This window comes from Pedobacter sp. GSP4, assembly GCF_051857575.1.
Classification (GTDB): domain Bacteria; phylum Bacteroidota; class Bacteroidia; order Sphingobacteriales; family Sphingobacteriaceae; genus Pedobacter.
This window is the reverse complement of the sequence record NZ_JBPZIR010000008.1, coordinates 134573-152028: the sequence shown is the minus strand read 5'-3', so window position 1 is coordinate 152028 and position 17456 is coordinate 134573. Positions and strand designations below refer to the sequence as shown.

The 17456-nt window shown below is 39.3% G+C and carries 13 protein-coding genes; 10 read left to right on the top strand and 3 right to left on the bottom strand.

Features of this window, described 5'->3' with window-relative positions:
* The first annotated feature begins 34 nt into the window (after window positions 1–34).
* The 9 genes from abc-f (at window position 35) to ACS5PU_RS18990 (ending at window position 14074) form a co-directional block, all read left to right on the top strand.
* On the top strand, window positions 35–1669 hold the full coding sequence (gene abc-f / locus ACS5PU_RS19030; protein WP_439460748.1) for a ribosomal protection-like ABC-F family protein: 1635 nt from the start codon (window positions 35–37) through the stop codon (window positions 1667–1669).
* A gap of 1098 nt (window positions 1670–2767) precedes the next feature.
* Window positions 2768–3769, top strand: a complete 1002-nt coding sequence (locus ACS5PU_RS19025) for a glycoside hydrolase family protein (RefSeq protein ID WP_439460747.1) — start codon at window positions 2768–2770, stop codon at window positions 3767–3769.
* 80 nt (window positions 3770–3849) lie between these two features.
* Window positions 3850–5334, top strand: a complete 1485-nt coding sequence (locus tag ACS5PU_RS19020) for a sulfatase (protein ID WP_439460746.1) — start codon at window positions 3850–3852, stop codon at window positions 5332–5334.
* 120 nt (window positions 5335–5454) lie between these two features.
* Entirely contained in the window at window positions 5455–6042 is a 588-nt protein-coding gene (locus ACS5PU_RS19015) for an RNA polymerase sigma factor (protein ID WP_439460745.1), read from the top strand.
* A 92-nt stretch (window positions 6043–6134) separates the two neighbouring features.
* Complete coding sequence (locus ACS5PU_RS19010; protein ID WP_439460744.1) at window positions 6135–7169, top strand: FecR family protein; 1035 nt, start codon at window positions 6135–6137, stop codon at window positions 7167–7169.
* 80 nt (window positions 7170–7249) lie between these two features.
* Entirely contained in the window at window positions 7250–10435 is a 3186-nt protein-coding gene (locus tag ACS5PU_RS19005) for a SusC/RagA family TonB-linked outer membrane protein (protein ID WP_439460743.1), read from the top strand.
* 16 nt (window positions 10436–10451) lie between these two features.
* Window positions 10452–11852, top strand: coding sequence for a RagB/SusD family nutrient uptake outer membrane protein (locus tag ACS5PU_RS19000; protein WP_439460742.1), 1401 nt, complete (start codon window positions 10452–10454; stop codon window positions 11850–11852).
* Between the two features lie 66 nt (window positions 11853–11918).
* Entirely contained in the window at window positions 11919–12806 is an 888-nt protein-coding gene (locus ACS5PU_RS18995) for a glycerophosphodiester phosphodiesterase family protein (RefSeq protein WP_439460741.1), read from the top strand.
* Window positions 12806–14074 (top strand): hypothetical protein, encoded by a 1269-nt coding sequence (locus tag ACS5PU_RS18990; RefSeq protein WP_439460740.1) that lies wholly within the window; start codon window positions 12806–12808, stop codon window positions 14072–14074. Before ACS5PU_RS18995 ends, ACS5PU_RS18990 begins: the two co-directional genes overlap by 1 nt.
* A gap of 98 nt (window positions 14075–14172) precedes the next feature.
* Here the strand turns inward: ACS5PU_RS18990 and ACS5PU_RS18985 are convergent, their stop codons facing one another.
* Complete coding sequence (locus ACS5PU_RS18985; protein ID WP_439460739.1) at window positions 14173–14895, bottom strand: class I SAM-dependent methyltransferase; 723 nt, start codon at window positions 14893–14895, stop codon at window positions 14173–14175.
* A 91-nt stretch (window positions 14896–14986) separates the two neighbouring features.
* Between ACS5PU_RS18985 and ACS5PU_RS18980 the strand changes: the two genes are divergently transcribed.
* On the top strand, window positions 14987–15871 hold the full coding sequence (locus ACS5PU_RS18980; RefSeq protein WP_439460738.1) for a LysR substrate-binding domain-containing protein: 885 nt from the start codon (window positions 14987–14989) through the stop codon (window positions 15869–15871).
* 30 nt (window positions 15872–15901) lie between these two features.
* Here the strand turns inward: ACS5PU_RS18980 and ACS5PU_RS18975 are convergent, their stop codons facing one another.
* Both ACS5PU_RS18975 and ACS5PU_RS18970 read right to left on the bottom strand, forming a co-directional pair.
* Window positions 15902–16144, bottom strand: a complete 243-nt coding sequence (locus ACS5PU_RS18975; RefSeq protein ID WP_439460737.1) for a carboxypeptidase-like regulatory domain-containing protein — start codon at window positions 16142–16144, stop codon at window positions 15902–15904.
* Window positions 16145–16892: 748 nt separating this feature from the next.
* Window positions 16893–17453: a DUF4256 domain-containing protein gene (locus ACS5PU_RS18970; RefSeq protein ID WP_439460736.1), complete on the bottom strand. Its 561-nt coding sequence runs from the start codon at window positions 17451–17453 to the stop codon at window positions 16893–16895.
* Between the last annotated feature and the right edge of the window lie 3 nt (window positions 17454–17456).

The window sequence follows — 17456 nt, the reverse complement described above, 5'->3', positions numbered from 1 at the left end:
TCCTATCTTTGCAGCAATTCAATATTCCCATACTGTGATTAATGTAAATAACATCTCCGTTTCATTTGGCGGAACTACACTGTTTAGCGACGTAACCTTTTCGATAAACGAGAACGATAAGATTGCCCTGATGGGTAAAAATGGCGCGGGCAAATCAACAATCTTGAAAATTATTGCCGATGTGGCCAAACCAACTACGGGTAATGTAACTGGTCCGAAAGAAGCTGTAATAGCTTATTTGCCCCAACATTTGCTTACCCAGGATAAGGTTACCGTTTTCGAAGAAACGATGAAAGCTTTTGAAGAGGTAAACCAGATGCAAAAAGAGCTTGATGAGCTGAACGAGCAGCTAACTATACGTACCGATTACGAAAGTGATGATTACATGAAGCTGATCGAACGCGTATCCGAGCTAAGCGAGAAGTTTTATTCGATAGAGGAGACCAATTATGATGCTGAAGTAGAAAAGGTGTTAAAAGGTTTGGGTTTCGAGCGTAAAGATTTTACCCGTCAAACTTCTGAGTTTTCGGGCGGATGGCGCATGCGTATAGAACTGGCTAAAATTTTATTGAAGAAGCCCGATCTTATCTTATTGGATGAGCCTACCAACCACATGGATATTGAGAGTATTCAATGGTTGGAAGATTTCCTCATCAACTCTGCAAAGGCTGTTATGGTTATTTCCCATGATCGTGCCTTTGTAGATAACATCGCCAACCGTACCATTGAGGTTACCATGGGTAGGATATATGATTATAAAGCTAAATATAGCCACTACCTACAATTGCGTGCCGACCGCCGCATACACCAGTTAAAGGCCTATGAGGAACAACAACGTTTTATTGCCGATAACCAGGAATTTATAGACCGTTTTAGGGGAACTTACTCTAAAACTTTACAGGTGCAATCGCGTGTAAAAATGCTCGAAAAGCTTGAGGTGATCGAAATTGATGAGGTAGATACTTCTGCATTAAGGTTGAAATTTCCACCATCGCCACGTTCAGGTCAATACCCGGTAATGGTAGAAGAGCTAACCAAAACTTATGGCGACCATGTGGTATTTGAAAAAGCATCGATGGTGATTGAGCGGGGAGAAAAGGTTGCTTTTGTGGGTAAAAACGGTGAAGGTAAGTCGACCATGATCAAAGCGATTATGAGCGAAATCGATTTTGATGGAACCTTAAAGGTTGGTCATAATGCCAAAATAGGGTACTTTGCCCAAAACCAGGCAGCTTTATTGGATGAGAGCCTAACCGTGTTCGAAACCATCGATCAGATTCCATTAACAGATGGTACGATAAAAATTAAAGACCTTTTAGGTGCCTTTATGTTCAGCGGCGATGATACCACCAAAAAGGTAAAAGTACTGTCGGGAGGGGAGAAAACCCGTTTGGCCATGATTAAGTTGTTGTTAGAGCCTGTAAATGTGCTCATTCTGGATGAGCCAACCAACCATTTGGATATGAAAACCAAAGACATTATCAAAGATGCGCTGAAGGATTTTGATGGAACACTGATTTTGGTATCGCACGATCGGGATTTCTTGGATGGATTGGTGAACAAAGTATTCGAATTTGGTAATAAACGCGTACGCGAGCATTTTGAAGATATTAAAGGATTCTTGGCCTACAAAAAAATGGATAATTTAAAAGAAATTGAGCAAGGCTAAATGCAGGTAATCTGAGTTAAAAAAGAAGTTTTATAATAAATTGGCTTACCCATGGTCTGTGTCTTCACAGACCATTTTATTTTTTATCTGTGTTCATCCAATTTATCTGTGGTTAATGGCCACGGAGACACGGATTAACACGGAATGTCTTTTTGAGTTTAATGGGGTCCTTCGACAGGCTCAGGATGACAATCCTTAATTACCCGCCATGGTTTGTGTCATTACGGACCATTTCTTGCCATGGTCTGTGTCTTCACAGACCATTTTATTCTTTATCTGTGTTCATCCAATTTATCTGTGGTTAATGGCCACGGAGACACGGATTAACACGGAATGTCTTTTTGATTTTAATGAGATCCTTCGACAGGCTCAGGATGACAATCCTTAATTACCCGTCATGGTTTGTGTCATTGCGGACAATTTCTTGCCATGGTCTGTGTCCCCACAGACCATCAGTTATTTTTATTTTTATCTGTGTTCATCCAGTTTATCTGTGGTTAATGGCCACGGAGACACGGATTAACACGGAATGTTTTTTTGATTTTAATGAGGTTCTTCGACAGGCTCAGGAAGACAATCCTTAATTACCCGCGATGGTTTGTGTCATTGCGGACAATTTCTTGCCATGGTCTGTGTCCCCACAGACCATCAGTTATTTTTATTTTTTTATCTGTGTTCACCCCGTTTATCTGTGGTTAAACACGGAATGTCTTTTGAGTTTAACGAGGTTCTTCGACAGGCTTAGGATGACAATCTTGAATTACCCGTCATGGCTTGTGTCATTACGGACTATTTCTTGCCATGGTCTGTGTCCCCACAGACCATCAGTTATTTTTGTTTTTTATCTGTGTTCATCCAGTTTATCTGTGGTTAATGTCCAAGGAGACACGGATTAACACAGGCTAAAGATGACAATCTACAATTACACAACTTAGTTCAAGTCACAGTATTTTATCATTATAAAGGATGAAATAGCGAAAATTGCAATTGAAAATGTCGATTTTGAGGTTTAATTTCAAACTTAGGAAGGAATTATCCTTAGAAATTATGATCAAAGCATTTAATCTTTTTCTGTGCACCGTATTTTTTACATGCTTTATGGCCAAAGCACAAACAGACAATTTGATACTGGGTAATGAGTTAACACCGATTACTGAGAAAAACTTTTTTAAAACGGAAGGTTATTACAATTGGTGCCCCTCTATTATTAAAGGAAAAGACGGCTTATACCATCTCTTTTACTCGCGCTGGAAAAAGGCTTACAGCTTTCAGGGATGGTTGCCCTTATCAGAAATTGCACACGCCGTTTCCAATACTCCTGTTGGACCATGGACATTTAAAGAGACCGTATTGACCGGAAGGGGTAAAGGACATTGGGGCGCCATTGGGGCACATAATCCTAAAATTGAGTATTTTAACAAAAAATATTATCTCTACTATATCAGCAATAATTATGGAGAGCGGGATTACACGCAGGATGATTTAATTGAGCTGGCCAAAACAGGTTTCAAGCATAAAGATTGGATGACATTGCGCAACAATCAGCGAACTGGTGTTGCAGTAGCCAATTCACTTAATGGACCATGGATGCGGTTAGATCGCCCAATTATCGAACCATCTGGCCCTATTACGAGGTTAACTGTAAACCCCGCCATTGCCAAAGGACCAGATAACAAATTCTATCTTGTTGTAAAAGGCGATAAGCCCGGCGAAACCCGTTTTATCCGCAATCAGGCAGTAGCAATCGGTAAAACGCCTATAGGCCCTTTTGTTTTGCAGCCCAAACCTGTAATCGATTATATAGATACAGAAGACATGTCGATATGGTACGACCAGGGTAGAAAGCGGTTTTATGGCATTTTTCATGCGCCTCAGGGATTTCTCGGATTGATTACATCTGCTGATGGCATTAACTGGGATAAGGCCAATGGCTATGTTATTAACCATAAGGAGATTGTTATGGCCGATGGGAGTACACTAAAGCCCGAAAGAGTAGAGCGGCCATACGTTTTTGTAGAAAAGGGCAAACCTGTGGTATTGGCTGTTTCGGTTAAACAGGGTAATGAAAGCTGGAATATATTTATTCCCATTAAAAAGTAAAGTATATTCGGCAGTTTATATCTTGTTGTACTTATAAAAAAATGTTTGTGAAAAAGATAAGCTTGATCATTATTTTAACAATGGCTTCACTATGTGCCATTGCACAGCAAAAACCTAACATTGTATTGTTTCTGGTAGATGATATGGGCTGGCAGGATTGTGCAGTACCCTTTTGGACAAAAACAACTGAACTGAATAAACGTTTCCATACGCCCAACATGCAACGGCTGGCGCAGGAAGGCATTAAATTTACCAATGCATACGCATCGCCTGTTTGCTCGCCTTCTAGGGTAAGTTTAATGACGGGTATGAATGCGGCAAGGCATAGTGTAACCAACTGGACTTTACGCAAAGATGCCAGTGTTGATGTGGTAGATTCGGTATTAAAACCGCCACTTTGGAATGTGAATGGGATTTCGCCCGTACCAGGAATTAACAATACGGTTTATGCTACACCGCTCCCTGTACTTTTAAAAGATGCCGGTTATTATACCATTCATTGCGGAAAAGCACATTATGCAGCCATGGGTACGCCCGCCGAAGATCCTTTGAAAATTGGTTTTGATATCAACATTGCAGGGCATGCTGCAGGTGGACTAGGAAGTTACCTGGGCGAAGAAAATTATGGAAATGATAAAAATAAGCCTGAAAGTCCATGGGGTGTTCCGGGTTTGCAAAACTACCATGGTACTACCACATTTCTAACCGAAGCCCTTACCATAGAAGCTTTAAAGGCTTTGGAAAAACCCGTAGCGGATAAAAAACCTTTCTTCTTGTATATGTCGCACTATGCAGTTCACATACCTTATGGTGCAGATAAGCGCTTTATTCAAAAGTACCTTGATGCTGGCCTTCCCCAAAAAGAAGCAGAATATGCCGCTATTGTAGAGGGAATGGATAAAAGTTTGGGCGATATCATGGATTATTTGAAAGAAAAGAACATCGATAAAAATACCATTATCATTTTTATGAGCGATAACGGAGGCTTTAGTCAGGCGCCGCGTGCAGGAAAGCCCCATACTCAAAATTTACCACTGAAAGCTGGCAAGGGCTCTGTGTACGAAGGAGGCATCCGCGAGCCAATGCTGGTTAAATGGCCGGGCGTGGTAAAGCCAGCAACTTCAACAGATCATTACCTGATTATAGAAGATTTTTTTCCTACCATACTCGAAATGGCAAAAGCCAAAAGTTATAAAACGGTTCAACCTGTTGATGGGATCAGTTTTAGTAGGCTTTTAAAAAATAACAGGCTTAGCCATGATACAAGGCCGTTAATTTGGCACTTTCCCAATAAATGGATAGCAGATGATGATGCCGGAATTAACTATAGAAGCGCCATACGCCAAGGCAATTGGAAACTGATTTACAACATGAAAAGCGGTAGTAAGGAATTATATAACCTTAAAGATGATATTGGTGAAGAGCACGATCTTTCTGTTAAATATCCTGATAAAACGATGCAATTAGCTAAACTGCTCTCCCAACAACTGAAAAGTTATGGTGCACAAATGCCTGTGTATAAAAAATCAGGTAAAACAGTCCCGATGCCGTATGAAAATTTATAACAGTTTTTGATTTTACAGTCTTATTTTTTTAATTGATAACTCATGCAGGTGCCTCTATGTTAACATTTTATTAATATAAGTTTGATAGTTTTGCTTAAATTAGTTTAAAATATAAATAAATTGGAAACACTTTTTGCCGGAAACCTATCTGTCGATAAGCTTAAGTTTGAGCAGCTATATAAAAGCTACTGCCAAGCAGTGTATGCCAATATATTTAAGCTGGTAAAAGACGAAATCGTTGCAGAGGATATTCTCCAAGAAGTGTTTTATAGCTTTTGGAAACATCGGTTCGAAATGAAATCAGATAAGTCTCCTGCAGGGTGGCTTTTTGTAGTGAGCCACAACAAATCGTTAGATTTTTTAAAGAAAAAAATAAAAGAGTCAATTACCTATGTTGAAGATTATCAGCCTTTTTTATCCGTAGAAGACCATACTCCCCAAGTTGATGAAGATATTTTTGAAGCACAATTGAGTACTTTGGAAGAAGCTGTTTCAAAACTTTCCCCGCAAAAACAGAAAGTATTCAGGCTCTGTAAATATGAAGGTAAATCACTTGATGAAACTGCCGAACTAATGGGGCTTTCTAAAGAATCGGTTAAAGATTACCTTAAACAGTCTAAACATTTTATTAAAGGCTATATCCTAAAAAAAGAAACGCTAGAAGGTACATTGGGTATCTACATCGTTTTTATGCTTTCAAATATCTAGTCAGAGGTGTTAATGATACGTTAATAAAATTTTAATCATTTATTAACCTTAAAGGGCACCCCCTTATTTATCATTTGTAGTATTTAGTATAAATGAGCACAGAAAAACTTATAGCAGATTTTTGGGAAGGTAAATTATCATTACATCAGAGGCAACATTTGATGGAAGTGCTTAATGATGCCGAAAATGGATTAGAATCTGCATTAAGAAAAGCATATGACGATTTACTAAACGTTGATGATGCTCCAAAGTTATTGTCACCTTACAGGGCTGAACACATTTTCGATAAATTGGATGCCCAGATTTCTGCCGAAAAAGCGAAAAGGGTTTACCTCAAACCTAGCTGGCTGGCTATGGCCGCAATGCTCTTGGTAAGCATCTCTATCGGATTGATTTTATTGATAAGCAACCAAAAACAAGAACCTGCCCCAGTAATAAATACGGCATCGGTAGTAAAGGTTTACCGCAATGAAACCAATGCATTAAAAATGTTTTCATTGCCAGATAGTTCATTGGTTACACTTTCGCCAAAAAGTTCATTTACTACAAATCAGTACTTTGGTAAGTTAACCCGCGATATTTATTTGAACGGGAAAGGTAAATTTGAGGTTCATAAAGATAAAAAACACCCTTTTACTGTTTATTGCCAAGGCGTAAGCACCACAGCCCTCGGAACCATTTTCACAGTGGATGGTGCAATGAATAATCAGGTAAAGGTGGCTTTGCTAGAGGGAAAAGTAGTTGTAAAGGCCAAAAATAACCACAATGGTAAAATAGATAGTTTTTATCTCTTGCCGGGTAATGTTCTACTGGTTGATAAAAATACCAGCGAGGCAAAATATCTTTCGGCAGAAAATAAGGTAAAACCTAATTTACCAAATAGTGAACCAAATAATCAACAGGGGATGGATTTCAAACAGCATCAACTAGCCGAAGTTTTTGATCAATTGGCTATTTCCTACCATGTTACTATAGATTATAAAAATGCTCAAAAAGTAAATAAAATTTTGTTTACCGGCGATTTCAAGCGAACACAAGATTTAGAAGTAATACTTAACACCTTATGCACAATGAACGGCCTTACCTATACAAGGCGAGATAACCAAATATTCATTAAAGAAAAATAAACCAATAAAATCATTGCTCTGGTGTATCGCTAAAAGGCGGTATGGGCAGCGCCTTGCAAAAAAAAACAAACTAAATAAAAATGAAACGACAAAGATTAACAACCAAAATGCTGTTTCTCTGTATTTTGATTCTCCTTGTTCGGCCGGTAATGGCGCAGCAAAAAGAACAGATTAGCGGTAAAACGGTAGATGAAAAAAATGAAACACTGGTGGGTGTAACCGTGCAGCTTATCGCCGCAGATGGCGGATCCCCCTTAACTACGGTTTCTAACGATAAAGGAATGTTCAGTTTTTCTGGTCTGAAAAATGGGGCAAAATATACTTTAAGAGCTTCTTACGTTGGTTATCGAAGATATGAAGAAGCTGGTTTTGTAGTAAATAACAATCAGAGCAGTTCCATATTAATTAAACTGGAAGAAGAAGGCGCAAAGCTATCAGAAGTCGTAGTAGTGGGGTACGGTACCCAACAAAAAAAGTTTGTTACAGGTTCGTTAAGCAGTGTAAAAGGCGAACAATTAGGCACATATGCCGGAAGCAATTTCGCTCAGCAGCTTTCAGGAAAATCAGCGGGCGTAGTTATAAATGATATCTCTGCACAGCCTGGCGCCGACCCAAAAATCATCATCAGGGGAATTGGTACACTAACTGCAGGTACAAATCCGCTGATTGTGGTAGATGGTTTTCCTTTAAGCGAAGGAAGTTCCCTAAACAGCATCAATCCTAACGATATCGAAAGTATGGATATTTTAAAGGATGCTGCTTCAGCGGCCATTTACGGTTCAAGAGCAGCCAATGGTGTTATTTTAATCACCACTAAAAAAGGAAAAAACGAACAGACCAAAATCTCTTTAGATGTTTATACCGGTTTTCAGCAAAGGGCAGATCAGGTAGAATATGCCAATGCTTATGAAGCGGCCAAATTTTTAACCAGCGCAAGAGACAATGGCTATATCACAAAATCGCCATCAAATAGAAGTATTACTGATGATAGGGCTACCAGATTGGCCAAGGGTGCATCTTTAAGAGAATTAAGGTTAAATTATTTACAGCCCTATTTGGATGGCGTACCAGGTTTAACCAATACCAATTGGCTTGATGAAATTTTCAGAACCGCACCAATGAGCAGTTATAACCTATCCTTTGCCGGAGGAAATGCCAAAACCAATTTTTATGGCTCGGCCAATTACCTTAATCAGCAGGGATTGGTCATTAACAACGGTTTACAGCGCTATAGCGTTAACTTTAAGGTCAATTCGAAAATTTCTGATCAATTGGATTTTGGCTTCAGTATCAATCCATCTTATAATCTCCAAAAAGTTTTCGATAACAACGGCGGTTTTGATGATCCATTGGGTGCCGCTGCGGCCATGTATCCTTTCTTTAGCCCTTATAACAGTGATGGGAGCCTGGCAATTAGTCAGCAGATTATTGCCAATACCTCTGAAGATGGTGCGTTGGTAGAAAATCCGGTTGCAAGTTTAAACAGGATTAAAAATAACCGCACCTTTACGCGGGTATTTGGAAATACATTTATCAGTTATAAATTTTTTAAAGATTTAACCTATAAATTATCTATAGGCGGCGATTATTCATCCAAATACTTTGATTACTATAACCCTACAGATGTTGGGGCATACCGTACCGCTGTGGTAAACAAATTAGCTTCAGCATCAGAAACCAATGGTGCCATTTGGAATTACCTGATTGAGCATACCCTGAATTATGCCAAAATATTGGGTAAGCACGATTTTAATGTGCTGGGAGGCTATACTTTTCAAAAAGAAAATGGAACCAACACCATTATTAACGGTACCAATATAGCCGATGATAATATCAGGAACATCAATGGGGCAAGTTCCTTTGCACTGGATCCAAGCTCTGGCAAATACCGCTGGACGCAGATTTCTTATTTTGCAAGGCTACAGTATATGTTTAATCAGAAATATATTGCCTCTTTAACTTTCCGTACAGATGGCTCTTCCCGTTTTGGACAAAGTAACCAATGGGGTACTTTTCCTTCTGTAACCACGGGGTGGATATTTAGCAAGGAAGAATTTTTTCCGCAAAACTCCTTTATCTCCTTTGGAAAATTAAGGGCAACATGGGGAAAATCAGGCAACAATCAAATTGGTAATTATGGTTCTAAGGCACTTGTAACGGGAGGGGCCTCCTCAAATTATGTTTTTGGCAATGTTTTGGCCCCAGGTTTTTCTGCGGCTACCACAGCCAACACCAACCTTTCCTGGGAAACAAAAACTTCTTACAATTTAGGACTAGATCTCGAAATATTGAGAAAGGTTAACCTTACCGCCGAGTATTACAATACGGAAACCAAAGATTTATTGTTAAATGTGCCTATCCCTTATCAAAGTGGTTTTAAAACCTCGCTACAGAATATTGGCAAAATGCGTAACAATGGTTTTGAGCTGAATATTAGCGCCAACCATATTAAACTGGGCGAAGTAAACTGGGATATTAACGGCAACATGTCGTACAATAAAAATAAAGTTTTAGCCCTGGCACCTGGCCAAACTCAAATTATAGCAGGTACCGTAGCCAATATTATTACAAAAGTTGGGCAGCCCCTTGCCGAAATTTATGGCTACCATGTAACCGGCGTATTTAAAACCCCAGAACAGTTAAACAACCTGCCTAAGTTGCCTGGAACCTTGTTGGGAGATTACATTGTAGAAGATACCAATGGCGATAAAATAATAGATCAGAACGATTGGAGGCCTATGGGGAGTTATTTTCCTAAATTTTCTTATGGCTTGAGCAACAATTTTACCTGGAAAAATTTCAACTTGGGTTTTTCAATTTCTGCCATATCAGGCCGTACCATTTACGCCTACGAACTGGCTACAAGAGAAGAGTCGGGCGAAGGTTTTACACTGCCTAGCAAATATTATTACGACAATGCCTACGATCCTGTAAATAACCCTAGTGGCACCTTGGCCCAGCCTAATTTCGGTAACTTTTCTCCTGCCAGAAGGTCTACACGCGCTTCTGACGTTTTTTACAAAAGTGGTGATTATGTACGTTTAAGAGATGCCCAGATTGGCTATACATTTTCAGATAAATTACTGAAGAAGGTAGGTATAGCCAGTGCTAAAATTTATATCAGTGGCAATAACTTAATTACCCTTAATGATTTTAGGGGTTTTAATCCAGAGGGTTCTCAGGAATCCATTCTGGCCAGTGGCGAAAACAGTAACAATTATCCTGTTGCCCGTACATATCTCCTTGGTTGCAACATTACATTTTAAGCTTACACACATGTTAATGAAAAATAAAAAATTACTGCAGATTATGGTTATGGTGTGCAGTTTATCAATCATTTCCTCTTGCTCAAAACAGTTGGATCAAAATCCTATAACAGAAAAAGTGCTCAGCAACTTTTTAACCAACGAAAAAGAAACCGAAGAATACATTGTTTCCGTTTATGGGGGCCTACAATCAACAGGATTGTATGGGCTTTACCTTCCGGCTATGGCCGAAATCCCCTCTGATAACAGTTATGATGAGGTTCCGGCAAACGATGGAGGCGTATATGGTGATCTGGATCAGTTTAAAACCATTTCTACAAACGATATGATAGAAAGAAATTGGTTAGATAGTTATATCACTATACAACGTGCAAACGTGGTACTTAACCGGATAAAGGATATCAGCTATACCAATGCAGCCACTAAAAATGCACGTGTTGGCGAAATGGAGTTTATCCGCGCACTTCTTTATTTTAATTTGGTGCGCTTATATGGCGATGTACCGCTAACCACAACCGAAACTACCAATCCCAATCTGTATTTTGGAAATGGCCGGGCGCCGGTTGCAGCTGTATACCAGCAGATTATTGCCGACCTGAAAAACGCTGTTAATCATCTTCCATCTACAACAGCTCAACAAGGTAGGGTAATTAAAACCGCTGCACAAACACTGCTTGGCAAAGTTTACCTTACACAGGGAGAATATAGCTTAGCTAAAGAACAGGTTGATGCCGTTATTGCTACCAATGTCCACACTTTGGTTCCTATCGAAACCCTGTTTGATCTGAATAATGAAAACAACAGGGAAATTATTTTTTCGGTTCAGTTTGCATCGGGTATAAACGGCAATACAGAAGGTAGTACCATGTTTCAGCAATATAGCCCATCGGGTACGGTTAGTGGCGCTAAAGGCCATAATTTACCTACAAAAGAATTGTACAATCAATACACCAGCACCGATAAACGCAAAACGGTGTATGTAGATGTAACTTCAAGTGGAATCCCATTTAATAAAAAAATGAAAGCACCAAGCAACGTTGCAGATGGGGCAAGTAATTTTGTGGTATTGCGTTATGCCGATGTATTGCTGATGAAAGCCGAGCTAGAAAATAGATTGGATAATATAAGCGCAGTAGCTGGTCCATTAAATGAGGTTCGAAACCGCGCTGGTCTACTAAACACTACCGCTGTTACCAAAACCCAACTGGCAACAGCAATAGCATTGGAAAGAAGACTGGAATTGATTGGGGAGGCAGATAGGTGGTTCGATCTGTTGCGCAATGGCAACGCCGTTGCTACGATGAATACCTGGTTCAGCAATCAGAATATCCCGATTACCATAAGCGATAAAAATCTGAAACTGCCTATACCACAGTCTCAGATCAATACAGACCCTAGTATAAAACAAAATTTTTAAAGTTCACCAAACCATCATGATTTTCAGGTTATCGTTGATCATGATGGTTTCTAAAAAAAAATAGCAATGAAAAAAATATTGATCTCAAGTTTATGCCTTTTAGCAAGCCTATCGCTCTATGCGCAAATAGCCGCAGTAAATAGCTATGTAGTTCCGCCGCATAAAATAATGGTGGTAGCGCACCGGGGCGTTTGGACTTATGCACCCGAAAATTCTTTAAAGGCTATTCAAAGATGTATTGATGTAGGAGTGGATGTAGTAGAAATCGACGTGCAGAAAACAAAAGATGGTCAATTGGTACTTATGCACGATAAAACCTTAGATCGTACCACCAACGGTACCGGGAAAGTGAGCGATCATACTTTAGCCGAAATTAAAAAATTAAGGCTTAAAAGCAACTGTGGTATTAATTGGAAACAGCAAGAAGTGCCTACTTTGGAAGAGGCCATGTTGTTGGCCAAGAATAAAATTAAAGTTAACCTGGATAAAACGCTTGATGTACTATTTGCTGAAGCATTTCAGGTAATTAAGAAAACCGGAACTTTGGATCAGACCATTTTTAAAGGGCACAAAAGCCGGGCAGAAATGGTTGAGAAATTTGGAACCAAAATGGATAGTGTTAAGTATATGCCCATTTTTAACCAAAATACACCCAACGCCGATGCTTACCTATCAGGATACTTGAATAGCAACCATACCGTTGGCGTTGAGTTGGGTTTTGATACCGAAAAAGCAGCTCCCTTTACTGCTATAAAAAAAATAACCCAAACAGGTAAATTTGCCCTTGCCATTTCGCTTTGGGCTGAGCTGGTTGCTGGCCATGATGATGAAATGGCCCTATTGGATGGACCTGAAAAAAGCTGGGGCTGGCTAATTAAACAAGGTGTAAGCGGTATCATGACTGATCGCCCCGAAGAACTTATTGCCTATCTGAAAACAAAAGGGATGAGATAATGACGCGCTTAAAACTGGGTATGGTAGCATTGTGGTTGATCTGTACCATTCCATTTATGGTAAAAAGCCAACAGAAAGAAAATAAATTACCAGCTTGGCAACCTGGTAATTTTGACATCCATTTTATAGAAACCGGACGTGGCAATGCCAGTTTTATGGTATTCCCCGATGGAACAACCATGCTGGTAGATGCAGGTGATTTACAGGCAGAAGAATTTTCGAAAAGAAATGCACCGTTAAAGGTAAGTCCCGCCCTGCCAAATGATAAAAAACGGCCAGGAGAATGGATTTGTAACTACATCACCCAGGTAATGCCAATGGGTAGAAGGCCAACAATTGATTATGCGCTGATAACCCATTATCATGAAGACCATTATGGAAGTGTTAATGATAAAACACCATTTGCACTTAACGCGGCCTATCAATTATCAGGTATTGCTGATGTTGGAACATTAATCCCCATCCATAAACTTTTGGATAGGGGTTTTGACTTTCCGGTTGATCTGAAAACTTATTACCAAAACAACAGAACATTCAGCAATTATGTCAAGTTTATTGACGCACAGGAAAAACGAGAGGATTTTATCCACGAAACATTAAAGGCAGGTAGCAGTTCTCAGGTAAGTTTACTATTTCAGCCCAAAACATATCCTAATTTCGCTGTAAGGAATATAAAAACAGCAAATAAGGTATGGACGGGAACAGGTGAAAGTTATTTAAGCTGTTTCCCGGATAACTCCATGTCAAAAAATGGTTTTAACGAAAATCCACTTAGCAATGCCATTAAAATTACATACGGCTCTTTTAGCTATTACACTGGGGGCGACAATACTGGCTACGAAGGTGCTGCATTCCCCGGACTAAAAAACGTTGAAGCAGCCATTGCCAAGGCCGTGGGTAAGGTATCGGCTATGTCGCTAAACCATCATGGTAACCGCGATGCAAACAACAATGATTTTATTAATGCACTAGCACCCGATGTGGTGATACAACAGAGTTGGTGCTCAGATCAGCCGGGGCAGGAACTTGCTTTTAAACTGATTGGAAAAAATACCAAGGGAGATAGCATTAAGGTATTTAACACCCACATGTTGCCCGAGAGCCAAACTTATTTAGGTGCTTGGATTACTCAGGCATTTAAAAGCTTAAATGGACATGTGGTAATTAGGGTATTAAATGGAGGCAAAACCTATATGGTTTATGTTTTGGACGAAAGCAGAGAAAAATTAACAGTTCTGAAAACGTTTGGTCCGTATTTATCTAAATAAAATTGCAATTAACTGAGCTGTTGCATGATAAATAGGTTGGTTTATCATGCAACAGCTCTTTACTGTGTTCATTTAAGGGTTAATTTTATTCCTATACACTATTTAATCGCCCCAAAAGCAGCGAAATAAGAGTTTTTGTGGAGGATCTCGGTAACGCTAAAGCCAACTTTTTGCAACAAACCAAGCTGATAATTTATGGAGCGTGGGGTATCTTCATATTCAATATAATCGAATACTTTTTGTTTGTAGGCCACACCACCAAGAGTTTCGAGGTATGCCCCATAGTGATCCTGAAAAAGCTGATCAATTAAGGCCGAATCGTGAGCAATAAGGTCTGATATCCAGATGCTGCCACCCGGTTTTAATGCTTTGTAAACTTTGGTAAAAACAAGCTCCCAGTCTGCATCGGTGCGTAAATGATGGAAAGTTGCTGCGGCCAGTATAATATCGAAGTGGTTATCGGGTAAATCAAGGTTGCGCATATCATCCTGTATCAGGATTACTTTTCCGCTGGTTTGGGCCGATACCCTTTCCTTTGCGCGTTCGAGCATCGGTAGGCTCAAATCATTAAGCGTACAGTTTAGGTTTGGTATTTTACTGAGCATTTTTAAAGTGTAATTTCCTGCCCCACAGCCAATATCCAATAGCGCTTTGGCATCTGGATTAATGTATTTTGCTGCTCCGGTGCACAGTTCCATGGTAAGTGGCGCATCAATGGTGGTCTGTTGACCGCTTTCCAGATCAGAAAAACGCTCTACATCATGGTCAAACCTGGTTCTAATCTCTTCGTTCGTTGCTTTTTGCGAATAGTCTATGCTCATAACTTAATTTTTTGATAAAGTTATGCGGATTAATCATATTTGTAAAATATCAATTTTTGCATTAATTGATACTTATCAGGTATTATAAATTATGGAACTCAGGCATCTTTTATACTTTAAAACCGTAGCCGAAGAACTTCACTTCACCAAAGCCGCCACAAAACTTTTTATTTCGCAGCCACCTTTAAGCCGGCAGATAAAAGAATTGGAAGAGGAGCTCGAAATAAAATTATTTGAGCGTAGCAATAAGCATGTGGCATTAACACATGCAGGAAAGTATTTTAAAAACGAGGTAGATGAAATGTTTGCCAAATTGGAAGAAAGCAAGGCTGTTGCCCGTAAAATACATGCTGGGGTTAGTGGCGAATTAAAAATTGGTTACATCAGTTCGGTTTACCAAACGCAGCTCGCAGAAATCCTGAAATTGATGCAAAAGGAATTTCCTTATCTAAAAACGAGTTTGTTTGAAGTGCCAACGCTTACACAGATTAAAGAACTGGAACAGGGTACGCTTGATGCAGGCATTTTAAGGGCCCCGGTTTTATCCGAAAAACTCACAGTACATTCTCTGTTTTTTGATCCCTTTGTAGTGGTTGTTCCCCAAACAGTGGAAAAGTTTAATGATAAAGATGACCTGGCCGGTTTTTTGAAAAAGAGTCCTTTTATTTTTTTTAACAAAGATTTTGCTCCTCAATACAATCAAAAACTGATCGAGATATGCCAGAGAATGGGCTTTTCGCCTGATATTACCCATGAGGCCAATAACGTGCATTCCATATTGCAGCTGGTTGAAGCAGGACTGGGCGTATCAATATTGCCTTTATCATTAAAAAAACAATATGCCCAGTTAAAGCTATCATTTATTGCGTTAAACGATATCCCGGTAAATACAGAAGTGGTACTTGCTTTTAAAGAAATGAATAAAAATCCGGCATTGGAGTGGTTTATCAAGCATTACACCCAATTAAAAGCTTAGGGCAGAAGTTATGTTTCTTCTAATTAAAATCTAGATAAACGGGAACGTTAGTTCGCAACCCCTTTCTAAATTAAGGGTCTCAATAATATTGAGTACGGGCCTCTCACAGGTTACGGTAACACCAGGTAAGGCTAAACCTGCCTCATCGGTTACTGTGCCGGTTATAGTTTTAGTTTGCTGTGCCCTTGCCTGTTGTGCCATCAAAATAATGGTAGCTGCCATAAGAAATAGGAGATATTTCTTCAAGGGTTTGCCTAGGTATAGTTTAATCATAATTGATTTATATTTGGTTTGTTCAAATATTGGAATTAGCATAAAGTTAAGCGTTGAAAAACTGTTCTAAAAGGTTTGAAAATTGACCTGTTTGTTTTAATTATCTGATTATTAGTTTTTTATAACGTGTATTTGGTTTCTTATCGATCCGTTTTTTTTAATACAGTTTACCTGATATTTCAATTTCGATCAGCCGCTTTATATGAAAAGAGACCTATTGATCGTTTTAAGCGAACAGCATTCTTTTTGCATCATTTGTGGTGATGTATTCATTTGCGTAAACGCTATCCTAAATAAAAAGGGAAAGTGAAAGTCTGTGTTGAATTTGAGTAGATACTATGCTCAGTAGTTTTGCGGTTTTAAACTTTTAGCCGAACAACTCTGTATCTAAAATTAACAAGGGGATGGTACTTTAAGCTAACCTAAATAACAACTGCTATTTTAACAACAGGGTGTGCAAACTTTTAATGTTGCAAGGGTATTGTGTAGTGTTTTACTCATGGTACTATAAAATGGTTCGGGACAAATATAATTATTAGTCTATAAAATACATAGATTTAGTATTTATTTTTTAAATACGCATAAGATGACTTGCCAGCATAGATTTTGACCCACTAAATCTTTCTTGATCAGTGGTTTTTTTGACTAAGAACTGGTTGTTATTCTGCTCAGAAAAGTTAAAGTAAGCCCCTACAATGATGATCACGCTTGGCGGCTGTTAGTTGTAGAGGCTAATTGTAAAATGTGGTTAAACGCGTAGTGAACCGCGGAACCCTCTGGCCGCGTAATAAGATTCTGCACCATTGTGGTATAAAAAAACGGTGCCATAGCGGTAGTCGCAAAAAAGTGCACCACCAAGTTTTCTGATGTTGGCAGGCGTTTGTATCCAACTAGAGGTTTTGGTGTCAAACTTTCCGAGTTGTTGCAGGGCACGGTATTCTTCTTCTGTTAAAAGTGTTATGCCCATATTGGCTGCCATGTTCGTGGCACTGTCTTTTGGTTTATTTTCTTTTCTCGATTCGAGCGCTTCACGGTCGTAGCAAATGCTTCTACGGCCTTTAGGACTCTCTGCAGCACAATCATAAAATAGATACTCGCCTGTTTTTTCATCATAACCAACCACATCTGGTTCGCCTTCGGTAATTTCCATTTCGTTTAACGACCACAGCTTTTCGGCATTGCTTTCGAGCTTGTTGCGTACTTTGCTCCACTCGATGCCTTTGTGGCGGTCGATGTTTTTTTCAAATCGGGTTTGTAAGGTGCTTAATAATGCTTCGCGTTGTTCGGGTAAAAGTTCTTGTTTTTTCATGTT

What these genes read in the sequence shown, in the direction of transcription:
- ACS5PU_RS18990 (WP_439460740.1), top strand. Translation starts at nt 12,806, where the DNA reads ATGACGCGCTTAAAACTGGGTATGGTAGCATTGTGGTTGATCTGTACC.
- ACS5PU_RS19000 (WP_439460742.1), top strand. Translation starts at nt 10,452, where the DNA reads ATGAAAAATAAAAAATTACTGCAGATTATGGTTATGGTGTGCAGTTTA.
- ACS5PU_RS18995 (WP_439460741.1), top strand. Translation starts at nt 11,919, where the DNA reads ATGAAAAAAATATTGATCTCAAGTTTATGCCTTTTAGCAAGCCTATCG.
- ACS5PU_RS18970 (WP_439460736.1), bottom strand. Translation starts at nt 17,453, where the DNA reads ATGAAAAAACAAGAACTTTTACCCGAACAACGCGAAGCATTATTAAGC.
- ACS5PU_RS18975 (WP_439460737.1), bottom strand. Translation starts at nt 16,144, where the DNA reads ATGATTAAACTATACCTAGGCAAACCCTTGAAGAAATATCTCCTATTT.
- ACS5PU_RS19020 (WP_439460746.1), top strand. Translation starts at nt 3,850, where the DNA reads ATGGCTTCACTATGTGCCATTGCACAGCAAAAACCTAACATTGTATTG.
- ACS5PU_RS19010 (WP_439460744.1), top strand. Translation starts at nt 6,135, where the DNA reads ATGAGCACAGAAAAACTTATAGCAGATTTTTGGGAAGGTAAATTATCA.
- ACS5PU_RS18980 (WP_439460738.1), top strand. Translation starts at nt 14,987, where the DNA reads ATGGAACTCAGGCATCTTTTATACTTTAAAACCGTAGCCGAAGAACTT.
- ACS5PU_RS19025 (WP_439460747.1), top strand. Translation starts at nt 2,768, where the DNA reads ATGGCCAAAGCACAAACAGACAATTTGATACTGGGTAATGAGTTAACA.
- ACS5PU_RS19005 (WP_439460743.1), top strand. Translation starts at nt 7,250, where the DNA reads ATGAAACGACAAAGATTAACAACCAAAATGCTGTTTCTCTGTATTTTG.
- ACS5PU_RS18985 (WP_439460739.1), bottom strand. Translation starts at nt 14,895, where the DNA reads ATGAGCATAGACTATTCGCAAAAAGCAACGAACGAAGAGATTAGAACC.